The sequence below is a fragment of the Maribellus sediminis genome (assembly GCF_011799805.1).
Classification (GTDB): domain Bacteria; phylum Bacteroidota; class Bacteroidia; order Bacteroidales; family Prolixibacteraceae; genus Draconibacterium; species Draconibacterium sediminis_A.
This window is the reverse complement of the sequence record NZ_WXUB01000003.1, coordinates 652610-669345: the sequence shown is the minus strand read 5'-3', so window position 1 is coordinate 669345 and position 16736 is coordinate 652610. Positions and strand designations below refer to the sequence as shown.

General features: G+C 41.7%; 11 protein-coding genes. 8 read left to right on the top strand and 3 right to left on the bottom strand.

Features of this window, described 5'->3' with window-relative positions; genetic code table 11:
• Positions 1-3: 3 nt before the first annotated feature.
• Entirely contained in the window at positions 4-3924 is a 3921-nt protein-coding gene (locus HFD85_RS14690; RefSeq protein ID WP_167611347.1) for an AAA family ATPase, read from the bottom strand.
• A gap of 634 nt (positions 3925-4558) precedes the next feature.
• Between HFD85_RS14690 and HFD85_RS14685 the strand changes: the two genes are divergently transcribed.
• From HFD85_RS14685 to HFD85_RS14655, 7 genes are all read left to right on the top strand, one after another.
• A complete protein-coding gene (locus HFD85_RS14685) occupies positions 4559-5329 on the top strand; it encodes a DUF6090 family protein (protein WP_167611342.1) in 771 nt (256 codons plus the stop codon).
• The gene (locus HFD85_RS14680; protein WP_167611338.1) at positions 5322-6077 is read left to right on the top strand and encodes a DUF6090 family protein; all 756 of its coding nucleotides are present in this window, start codon (positions 5322-5324) and stop codon (positions 6075-6077) included. Before HFD85_RS14685 ends, HFD85_RS14680 begins: the two co-directional genes overlap by 8 nt.
• A gap of 3 nt (positions 6078-6080) precedes the next feature.
• The gene (locus HFD85_RS14675; protein ID WP_167611335.1) at positions 6081-6872 is read left to right on the top strand and encodes a DUF6090 family protein; all 792 of its coding nucleotides are present in this window, start codon (positions 6081-6083) and stop codon (positions 6870-6872) included.
• Positions 6865-7608, top strand: a complete 744-nt coding sequence (locus HFD85_RS14670; protein WP_167611332.1) for a DUF6090 family protein — start codon at positions 6865-6867, stop codon at positions 7606-7608. The genes HFD85_RS14675 and HFD85_RS14670 overlap by 8 nt, the downstream gene beginning before the upstream one ends.
• Before the next feature lie 215 nt (positions 7609-7823).
• Complete coding sequence (locus HFD85_RS14665) at positions 7824-8930, top strand: acyltransferase family protein (RefSeq protein ID WP_167611330.1); 1107 nt, start codon at positions 7824-7826, stop codon at positions 8928-8930.
• A gap of 88 nt (positions 8931-9018) precedes the next feature.
• The gene (locus HFD85_RS14660; RefSeq protein WP_167611327.1) at positions 9019-10014 is read left to right on the top strand and encodes a bile acid:sodium symporter family protein; all 996 of its coding nucleotides are present in this window, start codon (positions 9019-9021) and stop codon (positions 10012-10014) included.
• Between the two features lie 87 nt (positions 10015-10101).
• Positions 10102-11109 (top strand): adenosine deaminase, encoded by a 1008-nt coding sequence (locus HFD85_RS14655; protein WP_167611324.1) that lies wholly within the window; start codon positions 10102-10104, stop codon positions 11107-11109.
• A gap of 44 nt (positions 11110-11153) precedes the next feature.
• Here the strand turns inward: HFD85_RS14655 and HFD85_RS14650 are convergent, their stop codons facing one another.
• On the bottom strand, positions 11154-13556 hold the full coding sequence (locus tag HFD85_RS14650; RefSeq protein ID WP_167611321.1) for an outer membrane beta-barrel family protein: 2403 nt from the start codon (positions 13554-13556) through the stop codon (positions 11154-11156).
• Between the two features lie 261 nt (positions 13557-13817).
• Between HFD85_RS14650 and HFD85_RS14645 the strand changes: the two genes are divergently transcribed.
• Positions 13818-14324: an OsmC family protein gene (locus HFD85_RS14645; RefSeq protein WP_167611318.1), complete on the top strand. Its 507-nt coding sequence runs from the start codon at positions 13818-13820 to the stop codon at positions 14322-14324.
• Here HFD85_RS14645 and HFD85_RS14640 read toward each other — a convergent pair.
• Complete coding sequence (locus HFD85_RS14640; RefSeq protein WP_167611315.1) at positions 14321-16702, bottom strand: TonB-dependent receptor; 2382 nt, start codon at positions 16700-16702, stop codon at positions 14321-14323. The genes HFD85_RS14645 and HFD85_RS14640 overlap by 4 nt on opposite strands.
• Positions 16703-16736 lie beyond the last annotated feature (34 nt).

Sequence of the window (16736 nt, the reverse complement as noted above, 5' to 3'; positions counted from 1 at the left end):
GTATCAGGAATATTTTTCGTTCAGATAATTGACTTTTGCAGCAGCTCCCCATTTATTGTAGGCATCGATCGCCCCCTTAAGTGCTGTTGTTTTTTCTGAAGGATCTGTTTGAACGATGGCCAAACTTTCGAAGATGATTCCCAGATCGTTCAGAAAACTTTGCTGCTCGGCCAGTTCAGCAGCCATTTGCAGCTTTTCAATTCCTTCTCCGGAATTCCCCTTGAAACTATCGAGAAATCCTTCAATCATCAGTAATTTATGCTGATAGTTTTCAGCCGACAAAGCTGTCCATTCTTGCAGAATTTTTACATTCTCCTCGGTTTTATGCAAAAACTGAGATTCAGTTTCGGGTTGAAAAAACATGGCATGTAACATCGCCAGCGATTCAAACTGAACAAAATCGATTTCAGCCACCTGCCCTTTAAAAGCCGGAATCAGTGGTTGTACAGTGGCAGCCCATTTCAGAGCACCTTCCCAATCGCCAAAATGCTGATGCATCTTGATCTTCGAAACAAAATAATAACCGATTTGATTGGCAAATTCGGTTTCACAAATGGAGGCAATGTCTTTCTCTTCGCTGAACTCCTCATCGGTGAACGACAGCGGATCGATCGTTAAACCTGAAAATGCTTTGGCAATCTGCATTTCGTGAATCAAGTGAAACGCTGCATTCATCACCTGCCGGCCATTCTTTTCAAGATTTTCGCGGGCTGTCTGGATAATTGAAGTCAGAGGCACACCGGTAAATTCCTGGTAGACCACATGCGCAGAAAGATTAAAACATCCAAAAAGAAAATCACCGGTTTCGAAGCCTTTAATTGCTGCATTTTTCGATAGTTCGATACTTGTTGAAAGGGGATTTTTCCAATGATTATGAAACCAGGTGTGCACAAAGGCAACACGCGAATGCAGGACTTCGCCGTTTTGCGAATCCAGATCAAGTGCCAGCTGGCTCCAGGTATTGGCTTCCACCCTGTTTCCGGTTAAAGCCGCATGTACCGGCGAATACATCGAATAAACATCGGCGGCCGAAACGCCATTTCCCTCTTCGAGCGTGATCCTTAAACAGAGCACGGCGATTAATGCGAACAATTCAATCTGCTGACTTTGAAACGCACAGGGCCCGATTCCCAATAAAATCTTCAGCAACGTTTCGGTTTCCCTGTTATCTAGTCTTTTGTTGTTCAGCAATTCCGAAGGATGCCTGCCGGCCATTAATTCACCGATCTTCATCATATTGGCTCCGATTTCAGGGCCTATTTTTTCGGGTTCAGTTTCAATATGAATATTCAGCAACCTGACCGCTTGCAAACCAACATCAACCGATTCTTTTGCGTAGCCCTGGCTAAAAATTCGAATCGCTTCCTTTTCAAGGTATTCCGCTGCTTTCAGGTATTCACCGGCCTGCTCGAGGTGGTAAGCGATTTTTACCAGGTGGGGCATCAGATTATTCGAATAAGTTTTTTCGTACCACAAAGCCGTCTCCATGTGGATTGGCGTTCGCTGGCCCCGAAGTAATGATTCGTAGGCAACATCCCTGATCATGGAATGATTGAAAACATACTCCTCCCCGTTTTCCAGGTCCCGGTTTAACAATCCTTGTTTGTTATCTTCAACCAGGTAATCGGGAACATAGGTCTTTTCACGCTGAATAGGATAAACATTCTGAACCAGGGTTGTTGAAAATCGTTGGCCGGTAACACTCGCTACTTTTAGCGCCATTTGTGGTCCCGGTTCCAATAGATCGATATTTCGCCTTATCGTTCCCCGAATTGTTTGGGGCAGATCTGACATGCTTAACGCTTCTACATCAGCGTTTGCATAATACTCCTTAAATGAACGCGTCAACTCAATACAGAAATAAGGATTACCCTTTGAAATACTTTTTATGGTTGCTGCCGTTTCGGCTGTAAGCTGTTCCTTGCCTAAAATACTCACGATAAGTTCGTCGAGGTCGTCTTCCCGCAAAGGTTGAAGTTTTAATTGTGTTGCCCCCGAATCGATAACCGCTTTTGCTTCGTTTATAGTTTCAATATCCTGAACCACACAGATTGTAAAACACCCCGCTACACTTTTGCTTATTTCCCGAACCAAATCCCAGGATGCCGCGTCCATCCATTGCGCATCATCGAGAATAATGATGAACGCTTGTTGCGAGGCAAACTTCCTTACAAGGTTGATAAGCAAAGTGCGTGTTGCCTGAGATTTCTGAAGCCCCGAAAGGATGGAAATTTCTTCGGGCTCGTTAAAATTAAGCTGGAGTATTACATTTAACAGGCTTGCTCTACCCGAAAATTCATCGCCAAGAAATTGAAATACCAGCTCCGATTTTTTATCGGGATCAGAAATACGGTCGATTTGAAAAATGGCTTCAAAAACACTTTTTACCGCCTGGTACGGAATGTTTCTTTCAATACGTTCCGGTTTTCCGAAATAAATCAGATCTCCGCTCTTGGCACAAAGCGAGCTAAAATCATTCAGCAATTTTGTTTTTCCAAAACCACTCTCCCCTTCAAGGATAAGAGCGCCGTTGTTGCCGCTTTTAACATGCTGCCAGGTACTGTTTAAAAGCGTGAGCTCCTTTTCCCGGCCTATCGATAATTTTATATTGTAATTCTTCGAGAAATCCTGATCTGTCTTGGGTTCCCAAACGGTAACAGCTTCTCCGAATCCTTTGATATTGATGGTACTTGAGTACTCGAATGCAACCGTGTTCTTCACAAAATTCCGTGTATTATCGTCGCACCAAATACCCTCTTTCTTGTTGCTTGCCAAACGTGACCCGATGATAACATTATCGCCTAAAATGGTATACTGCCTGAATATATTGTTACCCAGTAAACCACAATAATTAGTTCCCGAAACCACACCGATACTAACATCGAAACCGGCTTCGTGTAGTTCGTTATAAAGCTCAACCGAGGTTTTTATGGCCTTAAACGGATTATCCTGGTGCGATGAAGGTGGCGGACCAAAATAGATGAGCAGGTTGGCGTCTTTTTCATCGATCCACACCTGTCCCAGAATGCCTTCGTTATGATACACTGTCTTCGAGGCAATTTTAACCGCCTTCCTTAAGGATTGGGCTGCTTTTTTTCTGGCAGGATCGAAACCTGAAAGGCTAACATAAAGTACAGTCACGCGCCGCAATTCAGCTATCCAGTTTATTCGTTCCGAATCGAGCTGATATTGTATGGAAACTGGAATGTAAGGCAATAAAATGCTGTTGTCGGGATCATCAGAACTTTCATTCAACTTTGTCATAAGGGGCTCAACAGTAGCATTCAGAATGCTGGCTTTATCGCTGACAGGTGCAGTCTGAATTTGATCAGAAATCGTTCTGACCACATTTTCTGATAAAAGCACTTCGCCAGGTGCCCGGGTTTCGGTGGTATTTCTAAGGTCTTTTAACGCGGCACCAAGAGGTGTAATAAATATCCTGTTTTCAAGATCGCTCACCTCGGCCAGGTGAAAACTTCCGGCAGCTACAACCACATGTAAACCAACCGAATTTCCTTCCACATCTTTTAACGAATTGTTTTCAATCAGTTTCTGACCGCATGCCATCGCCTGACGAACCTTGAACGAAAGGTCTTCAGTATCGGAAAACCAGGCACACAATACGCCGTCGCCGGCAAAAAATATGGGTTCTCCACCGGTTTTCGAAATTAGATTTATTAAAGGATCGTAATGCTCATGAAGAAGTAGTGATAAGTGTTCCAATCCGTCTTTTTCATTTTTAAGGATCGCTTTCGACAATGACGAAAAATCCTGAATATCGACCCATAAAAGTGCGGCATATTCACCGGTAATTGCGGTTCCCGGGATTCTGCCGGGTTGCAGGAGATAACTATCACGAACACTTTTCGGAACAAAGCTGGCAATGAGAGAATCCGAGGTTTTTGTAGTAATTTCTTTCTCCATTAGTACTTAATGCGTTAATTACTTATTCATTACATCTTCAAACACAATTTCACCCAATTGAACCATCAAAACGGATGTTGTATCTGTACAGCAGTGATACTATGAATCGGTGGAGGTATCCTTAATTAGCATCATATTGTTTGATCAACTTTTAATATTGAACCAAGATCAATATTTATGAGATAAGTTAATCTTTTTTTCTTAAATATTAAAAACAGATGTAAGTGCAAATAGTTCAAGGCGAAAGGAAATATCTTTCTGAATATCAATATGTAAAGCAATAATACTGATAAACACAGAAGAATGTGAGTAAAGCTGACAAAAAGACACTAAAACAGCAGAATCCATCCTACCAGGAATAATTTCGAGTGCTTTGTTTACGTCTACTATTCCAGTCATAAACTTTTCGGTGTGCCGGGTTGTTTAACTTATTATTTTCCAAACATTTAAAAATCTAACTATGAAAAAGTTCGTGAAGCTGCATGCTCAGTCTCGCTTTCTAAGTTTCAGACATTATGATAACATCGCCAAAAAATTCAACAGGCGATTCAATTACAGAACTTTTCCAAGGGATGGTGAAACACAATAAGTTGATGTAAATAAAAGTTAAGTAATGCTTCGTTTCTTCTCAAAAATGCGCTACAGACTTGCTGCCGAAAACCGGATTGCAAAATACCTGCGTTATGCCATTGGCGAAATTCTGCTGGTGGTGATTGGGATATTGATTGCGCTTCAGGTAAACAATTGGAACGAACAACGCAAGGGTAGGATCGTTGAAAACAACTTTTTTGAGGATGTAATGGAGGATTTGAAAAAAGATCAGGAAAGGCTTAATTATTATGAATTATTCTATACAAAAAGATTTGAATATTTAGACACGCTTTTAACCTATGTCAGAAATCCTCAAAAAAATATGGGTGTTGACAAATTTGCACAGTATACGGAACCTTTGTATTATCCTGTAAATTCTCCCAGTTATTCTACTGCTTTTGAATCAGCAAAGTCATCGGGTACATTCAACGATATTAAAGCCAAAGACCTTATTAAGGAACTTTCGCAATACTACAGCGATTTTGTTCAAATTCAAAATACGTTTGGTTCCATTACCCGGATTGTTGAAAATCAATTTGAGCCTCTAATGTATACTCTTTCCAGTGGCTATACGAACAAAGAAACAGGAATCTTAGTCATAAACGAAGAAAATGTGCAAGCATTCTACTATAAAGTAGCATCGGTTAAAGACAATCGAAATATTACCATCGACTACCAACAGATACTTGACAATCCAAGGATGGAGAGCTATCTCATTGGAGATATGGGAAGAACATTTAGCGCTATCGGCAAAATAAAATCAAGGCAGGAAAAGCTAAAAGAGTTAATGCAAAAAATTAGGAATCGTGATTAAATTCTTCAGAAACATCCGCAAAAAACTGGCTGCCGAAAACAAAGCCTCAGCTTACCTGCGCTATGCCGTGGGTGAAATTTTGCTGGTGGTAATTGGGATTTTGATTGCTGTGCAGGTGAACAACTGGAACGAAGCCCGAAAAGAAAGAATTCAGGAACACTTGCTGGTTCAGTCGATTATTTCTGATCTGAAAATGGACACACTGATGATCAACCAAACCTTAAGGATTCTGAAAGAAGATACAACTCAGGTATTTGGATTTATTAAAAGAATGTCGGACAGCAAAGTGACCATCGACACGCTTGTTCAGATTGCCCGTTTTGAATTCGATCCCCGGCTTCATGTCAGTACTACGTTCACCGATAATACTTTCAAAAGTTTATTGTCAACCGGAAGTTTGAATATTCTTGACAATTGGTTACAGGATGAGCTGTTGCAAATCAATGAAATGCATGAAGCGAATATCTCGCGAACCCGGCTTAATTCAGGTGCCTATGTCAGCCAGGTTACGGCCTTCGCACGAAAGTATCCTCTACCCGACTATGGCAATATTTCTCCGGATTCGAAACTGGCCGATGCAATTTGGCAAAAGGTGGAATTCGAGGAACTGGGGGTTTACCTGAACGCTTTACTTTCAATTCGAAACGTTACAAATCTATATGCAATCAATCAGCTGAACGAAATTCTGAATGAAACGAATGAATTTCTTATCCGCATCAATAACCATGTTAATTCACTAAATTCTTAAGGTATGCTCCGATTCTTCTCAAAAATGCGCTACAAGCTCGCTGCCGAAAACCGGGTAGGAAAATACCTGCGCTATGCCGTGGGTGAAATTTTGCTGGTGGTAATTGGGATTTTGATTGCCCTACAGGTCAATAACTGGAACCAACAACGTAAAGACAATTTATCGGAGCTGGAAGTACTTAACGGTTTACAAAAAGAATTTAGTTCAAATCTGGATGCATTAAATAATTCGATTAATCAGGATCAACAGATCGTTAACGGGTGTTTTGAAATCATAAACCTGATTCGTTCGGATGAACTCGAGGAAAAGTCGGAAAAGTTAGATAGCTTGTTACAGTTTGTGGGGAGTTTCGGAACTTTTAATGCAGTAACCGGAGTTACCGACGAGATTATAAATTCGGGGAAATTGCATATTCTGAAAAACGATTCTTTACGTGTGAAATTAACTCAATGGTCGGGTCGTTTAACAGATGCCAAGGAAGATATTGAATATCGTTTTGATAATTACCATCAAAATATGATGCCCTATTTCACAAAGAACTTTCCTCTTGCCAATGGCGATCTGACCAAAAAAATAGCCAATCAACTTACAGGTGAGATTTTACCAAATATCGAAGAACCTTCACCGTTTAAAACAAATTTTGCACACCTAAACCTGATGGAATTTGAAAGCGTTACATGGCACCACAAACACAACAACGATTACGTACTTTACACCAACACAGGGCTTAAAAAAGAAATCCTTACGATTCTCGAACTCATAAATTCAGTTATCTCAAACAGAACCGATGATTAGATTCTTCTCAAAAATGCGTTACAAACTGGCTGCTGAAAATCGTGCGGCCAAATACCTGCGTTATGCAGTTGGTGAAATTTTTCTGGTTGTGATCGGCATCTTGATAGCTCTGCAGGTGAACAACTGGAACCAGGATCGTCTAAATCAAAAAGCAGGTAAGCTCATCAAACAAAACATCCACGAAGAATTTATTAAAAACCAGGACATGCTGAAAGCATCACAAAATTTAAGTAACGAAGCTTTAGCTTCAGGTATCACTTTGATGAGTTTGATTGGCGCCGAAAACCAGAAATTAGCAACCTATAACCTTGACAGCCTTTTTAATTCTTCATTAATGGCTGAAGCATATTTGCCAACCAGTCATTCTCTTCAGGATATTATGCAATCGGGACGCATGAACCTGCTCAATAGTGTAGAACTAAAAAATACAATACTGTCATGGAATGCAGCCCTGGATTTATTTAAAGAATACAAAGAAGTACAAACCAACTGGCAAAATAATCAATACCTGCCTTACATGCTTTCAGTCATTTCATTTAAACAAATGGATATTTATAACAAAAAAAAATGGAGCGGTAAAAGCAAATTACCAACAGATTATTCCCCAATTTTTCATGATATAAAATTTGAAAACATGGTTGACAATAATTTGTATTTGATTGATTATTTGCTTCAACAACTTGAAAATATCGAAAATTACCAGTCGAAAATTATTGAATTAACCAATCCAAATTAAGATGCTCCGCTTCTTTTCAAAAATGCGTTACAAACTTGCAACGGAAATTACGGAAACAACCAACACAGAAATAAATGGAAAGTAATGGAACGCTGAAAAAGAAAATCGGAATGTTAACAAAATAAGCCAGGTAGTCACTTTAAGTACAAGGCTCAAATGTCGATAATTCGATGGACTTTTTTATTACCTTTATCACTCATTTATAAAGCTTTGCCATGACGACTTCCCGCCTGTACTACATCGACAACCTCCGTATTTTCCTGATAAGTTTAGTGGTTTTACTTCACCTGAATATCACCTACGGCGGACCCGGCGACTGGTACTATAACGAATCGAGTGCAGAAATGCCGGCACTGCTTCTTCAGGCCATGTTCAACATTACCAATCAGTCGTTTTTTATGGGAATGTTTTTTATGATTTCGGCCTTCTTTACAGCCGGATCGATTCAGCGAAAATCCACCGGAAAATTTATCGCCGAGAGGCTCATTCGTTTGGGAATACCTCTGGCCATCTTTTATTTTATACTGCAAGCGCTCACCGTATGGATCAATTATCATTTTATCCGTCACGACGATGCCAGCTTGTGGGATTTTATCTGGAAATACAGGGTTTGGGGCTTTGGTCCGCTTTGGTTTGTTGAGGCACTGCTGATTTTCACCTTCCTCTTTCTGATTTTCCGAAAATCGTTGCTGCGCATTCGTATCAGCTTTCCCGGAACAAAACTGATTCTACTTTCTGCAATAATCGTGGGGTTGATTCAGTTTCTGATCCGACTGAAATTTCATGTTGGCTACAGTATACCGCATACCAACCTGCAGCTACCTTTTTTTATCCAGTACATTGTGCTATTTATTGTCGGCATTATTGCCTATCAGAATAATTGGCTCGACTCCATCGATTTCAAAATGGGGAAACGCTGGTTCATTTTTGCACAAATAATGATTCTTATCCTATTACCAATAACGCTTTATTTCGGAGGTAAGGAAAATGGAATGGAACCCTTTTTAGGAGGAATGACCTGGCAAAGTTTTGTCTGGGCGATCTGGGAACAGGTAACTGGTTTTGCATTGATAATCGGTCTGCTGGGACTGGCAAAAAAATATGCCGACAGCCAGGGAAAACTGGCACAAGCCCTTTCCGACAGTGCTTACGGAGTTTTTGTTTTTCATGCACCCATCATTGTAGGAATTAGTGCGCTGTTGTTGGGATTTACCGTTCCGCAGTTGTTGAAATTCGTGATCGTGGCTCCAATCGCACTGCTTGTTACTTTTCTTTTTGCCTGGCTGATCAAACAGGTTCCCGTATTGAAAAAGATATTTTAAACTACCTGTACACTCCAGTTGATTTTGTGGATAATGAAAGTGGCATCTTCGGGAAAATCTGCATCTTTACGGGAAAGTAAAACTGAGCATGTCAGATAAAATCAGACGAATTATCAGCACCCTTATTCCTGATCCGTTTATTGCCGGCATCCTGTTGATGATTGTTCTGGCCCGTATTTTCCCGGGTGTTGGTGCCGACGGCAGCACCATCGAACTGCGGGTGCTGATCAAATACGGCATTACACTGCTTTTTTTCTTTTACGGACTGAAACTCGATCCGAAACGTTTACGACACGATCTCGGCAACTGGCGACTCCACCTGGTAATTCAGCTTACTACTTTTATAGTTTTTCCTGCCTTGTTACTCCTGTTTTATCCCTTGTTCAAAGGCAGCGATCAGGAGATTTTATGGCTCACCGTTTTCTTTCTGGCAGCGCTGCCAAGCACCGTTTCCTCATCGGTAGTTATGGTTTCCATTGCCGGGGGAAATATTCCGGCCGCTATTTTTAATGCCAGCATTTCGGGTGTAATCGGCATTATTCTTACGCCCGCCTGGATGGGTCTTTTCCTCGACCAACAAGCCGGATCTTTTTCATTCGGGCCAGTAATTCGCGACCTTACTTTACAAGTATTGGTTCCGGTAATTGTAGGGCTGATTTTGCACCGTTACTGGGGAAACTGGGCCATGCGCAACAGAAAACGCATAAGCTGGTTCGACAAATCGGTGATTCTTTCCATTGTTTACCGCAGTTTCAGCGACTCGTTTACCAACGGCATTTTTACCAGCATTCCGGGGCATTCGCTGCTTATATTGTCAGCCGGAGTAATTGCACTGTTTTTTGTGGTTTTCGAAGGAACTAAATTCCTTACCCGAAGGCTGCATCTCAACCGCGAAGATAGTATCACTGTCCTTTTTTGCGGCTCAAAAAAATCGCTTGTTCATGGTTCCGTAATGGTTGGCGTTCTTTTTGCCGGAAGTACTTTGGGCAGTCTTTTCCTGGTTCCAGTAATGATCTATCATGCTTTTCAACTGTTTTACATTGGGATGGTTGCAGGAAAGTATGGCCGCGAAATTCAAAACTAAATCTCTTCATAGTGCAATAAAAAATTAAGCCCAAATGAACGATTGTGGATATTTATGCGTTTTCTATCTTTATTAAAAGAACAGACAATGCAGACAGAAGATCTCAAAGCACTCATTATGGCCATCCCAAAAGCCGAACTTCATTTACACATAGAAGGAACGCTCGAACCCGAACTCATTTTCAGGTTGGCGGGGTGTAACAACATCAAACTAAAACATGCTTCGGTAGAGGAATTGCACGCGGCCTACCGTTTCAGTAACCTTCAGGAATTTTTGGATATTTACTACCAGGGCGCCGGAGTACTTTTACAGGAAGAAGATTTTTACGACCTCACCATGGCTTACCTGAAAAAGTGTAGGGAAGAGAACATTGTACACACCGAAATATTTTTCGATCCGCAAACGCATACCCATCGCGGAGTGCCTTTAAAAACTGTGGTAAACGGCATTCAACTGGCATTAAACCAGGCCAAACAGAACTGGGGAATTACAAGTCTGCTTATCCCCAATTTCCTGCGCCATTTAAGCGAAGAAGATGCGATTTCCTCTTTTAAGGAACTGCTTGATTTCAGGGAATATTTTGCCGGTTTTGGACTCGATTCTTCGGAAGTGGGACACCCGCCAACGAAGTTTGAACGACTCTATAAAATGATCCGCGAAGAAGGTTTCCGTGCTGTTGCACATGCCGGCGAAGAAGGCCCGGCTCAAAATGTTTGGGACAGCATAAACCTGCTTGGCGTTACTCGAATCGACCACGGTGTTCGTTCCATCGATGACGAAGAACTATTGCAGGAACTGGCCCGCTTACATATGCCACTAACGGTTTGTCCGCTCTCGAACCTGAAGTTGAAAGTGGTGGAAGACCTGAAAGACCACCCTCTGAAAAAACTACTCGATAAAGGTGTAATGGTTACTATAAACTCTGACGATCCGGCTTACTTTGGCGGTTACCTGGTTCAGAACTATTTGGAAACTGCCGAGGCCCTGAATCTTTCGAAAAATGAAATTATCCAGCTTGCGGCCAATTCGTTTAAAGCCAGCTTTCTTACCGAACATGAAAAAGAACGCTGGATTGCTGAACTGGCTGCTTTCTGACCGCATGAATGATAAGAATCAATAGAGCGCAATCCCCCATTTTATTATTGAGTCACCCTTCTTTGTTCTTCTTCTGACGCAGTATTTCGTTTTAGCATTTTAATCGCCTTATTACCAAAATTATGCGTAAACGTTAAACGCAATATGCGGGGCTCCCAGTCGATGGCATAATAATTATCAATTTTAAGTTCAGGAACATGCGCTTCACGCTTTAATACCTGAGTTTTAAAAACATCAGACACATTCAGGTTTAACCGGCTGTTTTGACTTTTGGACCTCCACTGAACTCCCAGATCTAATCGACCTAATGGTTTTTGCACAAAAATTCCTTCCAGGGATTTTGAGCGATAAAAACCGCTGACTTCTGCTGAAAACTGATTACTTAAAGTGAAACTTTGGCTAGAACTAAGGTTATAATAATTCTGTTTGTAATCGATGTAAGTTCCCTCATAATTGGTGGCTATGCGCTGCCAGACCCAGGAGAGACTATTTTGCATCTTCCACCACTCCGTTACGGTAATTGGAAGAGCAAGAACCACCGAAATATTTTCCGATTTATCCAGGTTCATCGAAATAAAATACTGCCTTTCTCCATCTTCACTATACACCGGCTGAAACCTCGAAATAGAATTTTTTGTTTTGGTATAACTCAGCGACATGATGTAAGACTTTAACTGATAGTCCATCCGAAAAATATCGCTCATTGCCGGTAACAGGTTTTCATTTCCAGCCACAAACGATTCGGGTGTAACAAAGGTGACAAATGGTGCCAGCTCATTAAACGTTGGCCGGTCGATTCGTTTGCTGTAGGAGAATTGGATTGTATTGTTTTTATTCAGTTTCTGCGAAGCATAAAAGGTCGGAAATAATTTCCCGTAATGAAGATCTACGATGCCCTTTTCTTCTTCAGTGTCAAGCACCGAATTCAAATATTCGTAACGCAGGCCTGCAGTTATTCCCGTCTTTTCACTCACCTGCCAATTCAATGATCCGTAAAAAGCAGTAATATTTTCATTAAGCCATGATTTATTAGTCAGTTCAGGATCATATTCCCACCGTCCGTCGCGAAAATATTTTACGGCAACGTCGTTGTTAAACCAGGTAAGGGTTTCTTTAAATCCAAGTTCCCATTTTACTTTTTCGTTTTTACGGTTCGAGTAATCCACCGCTCCAACTAAAATATCGATGGGTGTAGTCTTCGTAATCTCAATATCTTCACCATCGATAAATTCCCCTTCCGGATTATAATTTTCAAGGGTAAAATCCGATGGATTATTATTGTAATAGTTCAGGTAATCGATATTTATATCAAGTACTTCCTCCTCATGAAATCGATGATTAAGATTAATGTTTCCCATTCCGTGAATCCATTTGTTGAGCTCGTCAGTTTCCAGCCTTGACCGGCTTGATTCCACATTATCAATAAGGTAGTTTATGTTATTGTAGGCATCCATTTGGTAGTCGCGGATATAGCCATTTGTCAGTAAACTGAGTGTAGTTTTACTGCTCAGCGTGTAGTCGATACCCATTCGTATATTCTGATATAGAACTAATGCCGAGCGATTACTTTTGCCATAAGATTCAACAATATCATTGTCCTGTTCAAATGAACGGTAAGACGTTATACTTGTTCTCTGATTGTTAAAATTCACGTTGTATAATCCATAGAAGTTGAACTTCTCCACGTGATGGTTCAGGTTAAGGCTGGCATTCATTTTTTCGCGTTTGGCCACACCTGCTCCTAACGAGAAATTCCCATTGGTTCCAAAGTCTTCACTTTTTTTCAGCACAATGTTGATAATTCCCGCATTCCCTTCTGCATCGTATTTTGCAGGCGGTGTCGTAATTAGCTCAATCCTTTTTACATTATCCGCGTTCATCCCGTCAAGCATCTGCATGACTGCGTCAATGGGCATTCGGCTTTGTTTACCGTTAATGATCACCTGAACGCCGCCTTTACCCGCCATTGAAATGCTGTTATTTTGCCGATTAACTAGAATCCCGGGTGATTTTTCGAGTATTTCCAGCGCCGTATTTCCACTCGACGTGATGCTGTTTTCAACGTTCACAACCATTCGATCCATTTTTAACTCATAAATTGGTTTCCTGGCTACTACATTCACGTCACTTATTTGGTAGACATTCGACTCAACAATTATTGGATTTAAATGAATATGATCGTTGGAGCTTTTAATTTCAAAAGAAGCCGACCAGGCCGGCTTGTAACCAACAGCGCTAACCCCTATGATATAGCGCCCCGGGCTGAATTCACTGATCATATAGGTTCCTTCTTCTGTGGCCATTACACCCGTCACCTGAGAGGAATCCAAAACATTCATAAGTTGAACATTTGCAAAGGGCACAGGCTGATTGAGTGAATCTTTAACTGACCCCTGAATCTGAGTGAATCCATTAAAAGACAGGCTTACCAAAATGAGAATTAACATTGAAAATCTCAAAAGAGAACTTTTCACAATCATCAATTACAGAATATTTTATCTTAATTTACGATTAAATTGAACCAATCGCAATAAATACCTGAATTTTAAATATTTATAAAATTATTTGGAGGACGATAAGTAGGATTCATATAGGTAAGCAAACTTCTGAAAGAGTGATTTGTTTTTGATTCTGGTACACTGCACTAATTGGTTTTCCTCCTTCCGTCAGCATAGTCGACATTCTTGAAACATCTAAAATTAAACGCTATGAATTCTGAAGAACTACGAATGCTGCAGGCGCCTCTGAAAGAGCAATACAAAAGCAATCCGGAGTCTGCCGTTGTAACTTTAACAGCAGAAGGTAATATTGGCGAAGGAATATCGTGCAAGGTTGAAACCGGTCAGCGGTTGGCGCAGGCCGGTCTGCATCCGGCCACCGGAGGCGACGGAACACTGGCCTGCTCGGGCGATTTGTTGCTTGAAGCGTTGGTGGCCTGTGCCGGAGTAACACTAAAATCGGTTTCCACGGCCATTGGCATTAACGTGAAAAGCGGAATCGTAAAAGCAGAAGGCGATCTCGACTTTCGCGGGACACTGGCAGTTTCAAAAGAAGCACCGGTTGGTTTTCGGAATATCCGATTAACTTTTCAGCTGGACTGCGACGCAGACGCTGAAAAGAAAGCAACATTATTAAAACTAACAGAACGGTATTGCGTGGTGCTTCAAACCATAAGCGCTGCCACTCCAGTCAGCTCATCAATTTCAAGCTGTTAAAATGAAATTATGATCCCAATTGTTGGTAACACGGTTCCACTGGTATTATCAATTTCTTCCAGCACATAGCGCGTTCCGTTGTCGGTGGTAATAAAATTGCCGTTAGCATCTTGTGCCCGAACCACAATGGGCTGACTTTCAGCCTGGAAATTATACAGGTTCTGAATATCAATGTAGAATTTGGCCGTCAGTTTTTCCCAGTAAAACGATTTATCTACACGCAGGTCGAGCTGATGAAACGGATCGAAGCGCAAGGTATTCAGTTTTGAATAATCGAGGTACGGTCCGCCGGTGAGGTTCCAGGCTTCCACCAGCGACGATTTTTCCATATCCCACGGCGTGTAAGGCAAACCACCCACATAACGCCAGCGGCCTCCCACGCGCCAGTTGTTTTTCAGGTCTTTGGTGGTGGTTAACACCAGCAAATGTTTTGAGTCCCAACTCGAGGGAATGTAACTTCCGCTTGCAACGGTAAATTCGCTGCGCACCAACGTATACGACAAGTTAAAGTTGAAACCTTTGGGAGAATTTATACGTGCCTGAAATTCGGCACCGTAAGCCCGACCTTTTGATGCTGAAACCACTTCCTCATCTCCGATCACACCAAAATCGGCTCCCTTATTGGCCAAGCTGATTCCGTCGTTTACTGACATCGGGTAGTCCTTGTAGCCTTTCCAAAATGCCTCGGCCGATAACTGAACGGTAGATTTTGGCCTGAATTCGAGCCCGCCAATCAAATGATCCACCGAAATGTATTTCAGGTTATTGGCTTTGTTCACATACACATCGTCCGCTTTAAAACCAAGCGAAGTATACGAAGGGAGCTGGTAGTACCGGCCGGTATTGAAATTCAGACTCCATTGGGGCGTTAAGCTGTACGAAGCTGAAAAACGTGGTGAAAACTGGTCCAGTAAATTTTTCGTGCTCGTCGAATAGTTGTTAGCATCAGTTCGAACTCCAAGCGAAAGGGCAAGCCGTTCAGCAAAAACACTTTTACTTACCTGCGCAAACAAACCGTATTTCACAAGATCGAGGTTGGTGTCGTAATTAACCGGAATCAATTCGTTGTTGTAGTACCTTCCTGAAAAGGTCGTGTTACGGTAATTCACAAAATCGAGATTGGCACCAAAAGTCAGTTTGTAGCCGTCAATGCGCGAAGTGTTTTCAAAACGAAGCTTGTTCTCAGCCTCCTGCGATTTGTAATCCAGAATTTTATTGGCTTCCGAACTGTCATCGTTTTCGAGATACTTGTCAGCCTGATTATTCAGATGACTTCTGCTCACGACAAAAGTTTGGTAACTGTTTTCGCGGTAATGCTTGTAAACGGCACCCAAGGTATAACTCCACTGCCGGTTTTCGGGCAACTGGCTCAAAATATAGTTTTGCTGTTCGTCGGGATCCTCAATATCAAGGTTCAGGCTGTTAATGTCGTAGGCACCCAAACCAATGATAGTTAATTCGTTTTTACGATCGAAACGGGTACGTACTTTAAACTGCGTATCAGTAAAATTAGGCAAAAATGGCAATTCTAAAACACTGAATAAGAACTGCAGGTACGAACGGCGAACAGAGAACACATAATTTGTTTTTTCACCGATTGGGCCGTCCAGAGTAGCAGCAATTTCTGATGCTCCAAGTGTTCCGTGAAACTTCATTTTTTCATCATTTCCGTCAATCTGTTTGAATTCGAGCACGCCACTAAGTGCATCGTTTCGGTTGGCCGGGAATGCGCCTGAAAAATAATTTACCTCGCGGATAAAATCGGCATTTAAAATACCAACCGGACCACCCGATGCTCCCTGGGTGGCAAAGTGGTTGATAAACGGAACCTCAACATCATCGAGGTAAAAAGTACTTTCCGACGGGCCACCGCCTCGAATAATCACGTCGTTACGAAATGCCGGTGTAGACTGCACCCCGGGAAATGACTGAATGATTTTTGAAATATCGCGGTTTGCACCCGGACTTTTTTCTATTTCGCCAATTCCAATCGTTCGGAGCGATACCGGGCTTTCAAGTGTTTTTCTGAATGGCGATGCTGTCACGGTAACTTCTTCGATTTCCGACGTGGTCTTGTCGAGCTTAATTTCTATGGAGGCTACACTACTTCGATCTACCTCAATTTCGCTTGAAATGGCTTTTTTGTACCCTACAAACGAGGCTTCTACGCGAATAAATCCGGGTTCGAGGTCGTTAAAAACAAAACGTCCGTTTTCATCCGTGATCGTTCCGATTGTTGTTCCCGAAACCAATACATTCACAAAAGGTAGCGGTTCGTTATTGGTGGCATCGAGCACAATTCCGCTAAGTGAAGCTTTTTGCGCCAGCATCCAAAATGGAGCAAGCAGCAGGATTAAGATGATTTTAATGGTTTTCATGTTATTTCTGTCTAAACTAATTGTCGAAAAACTA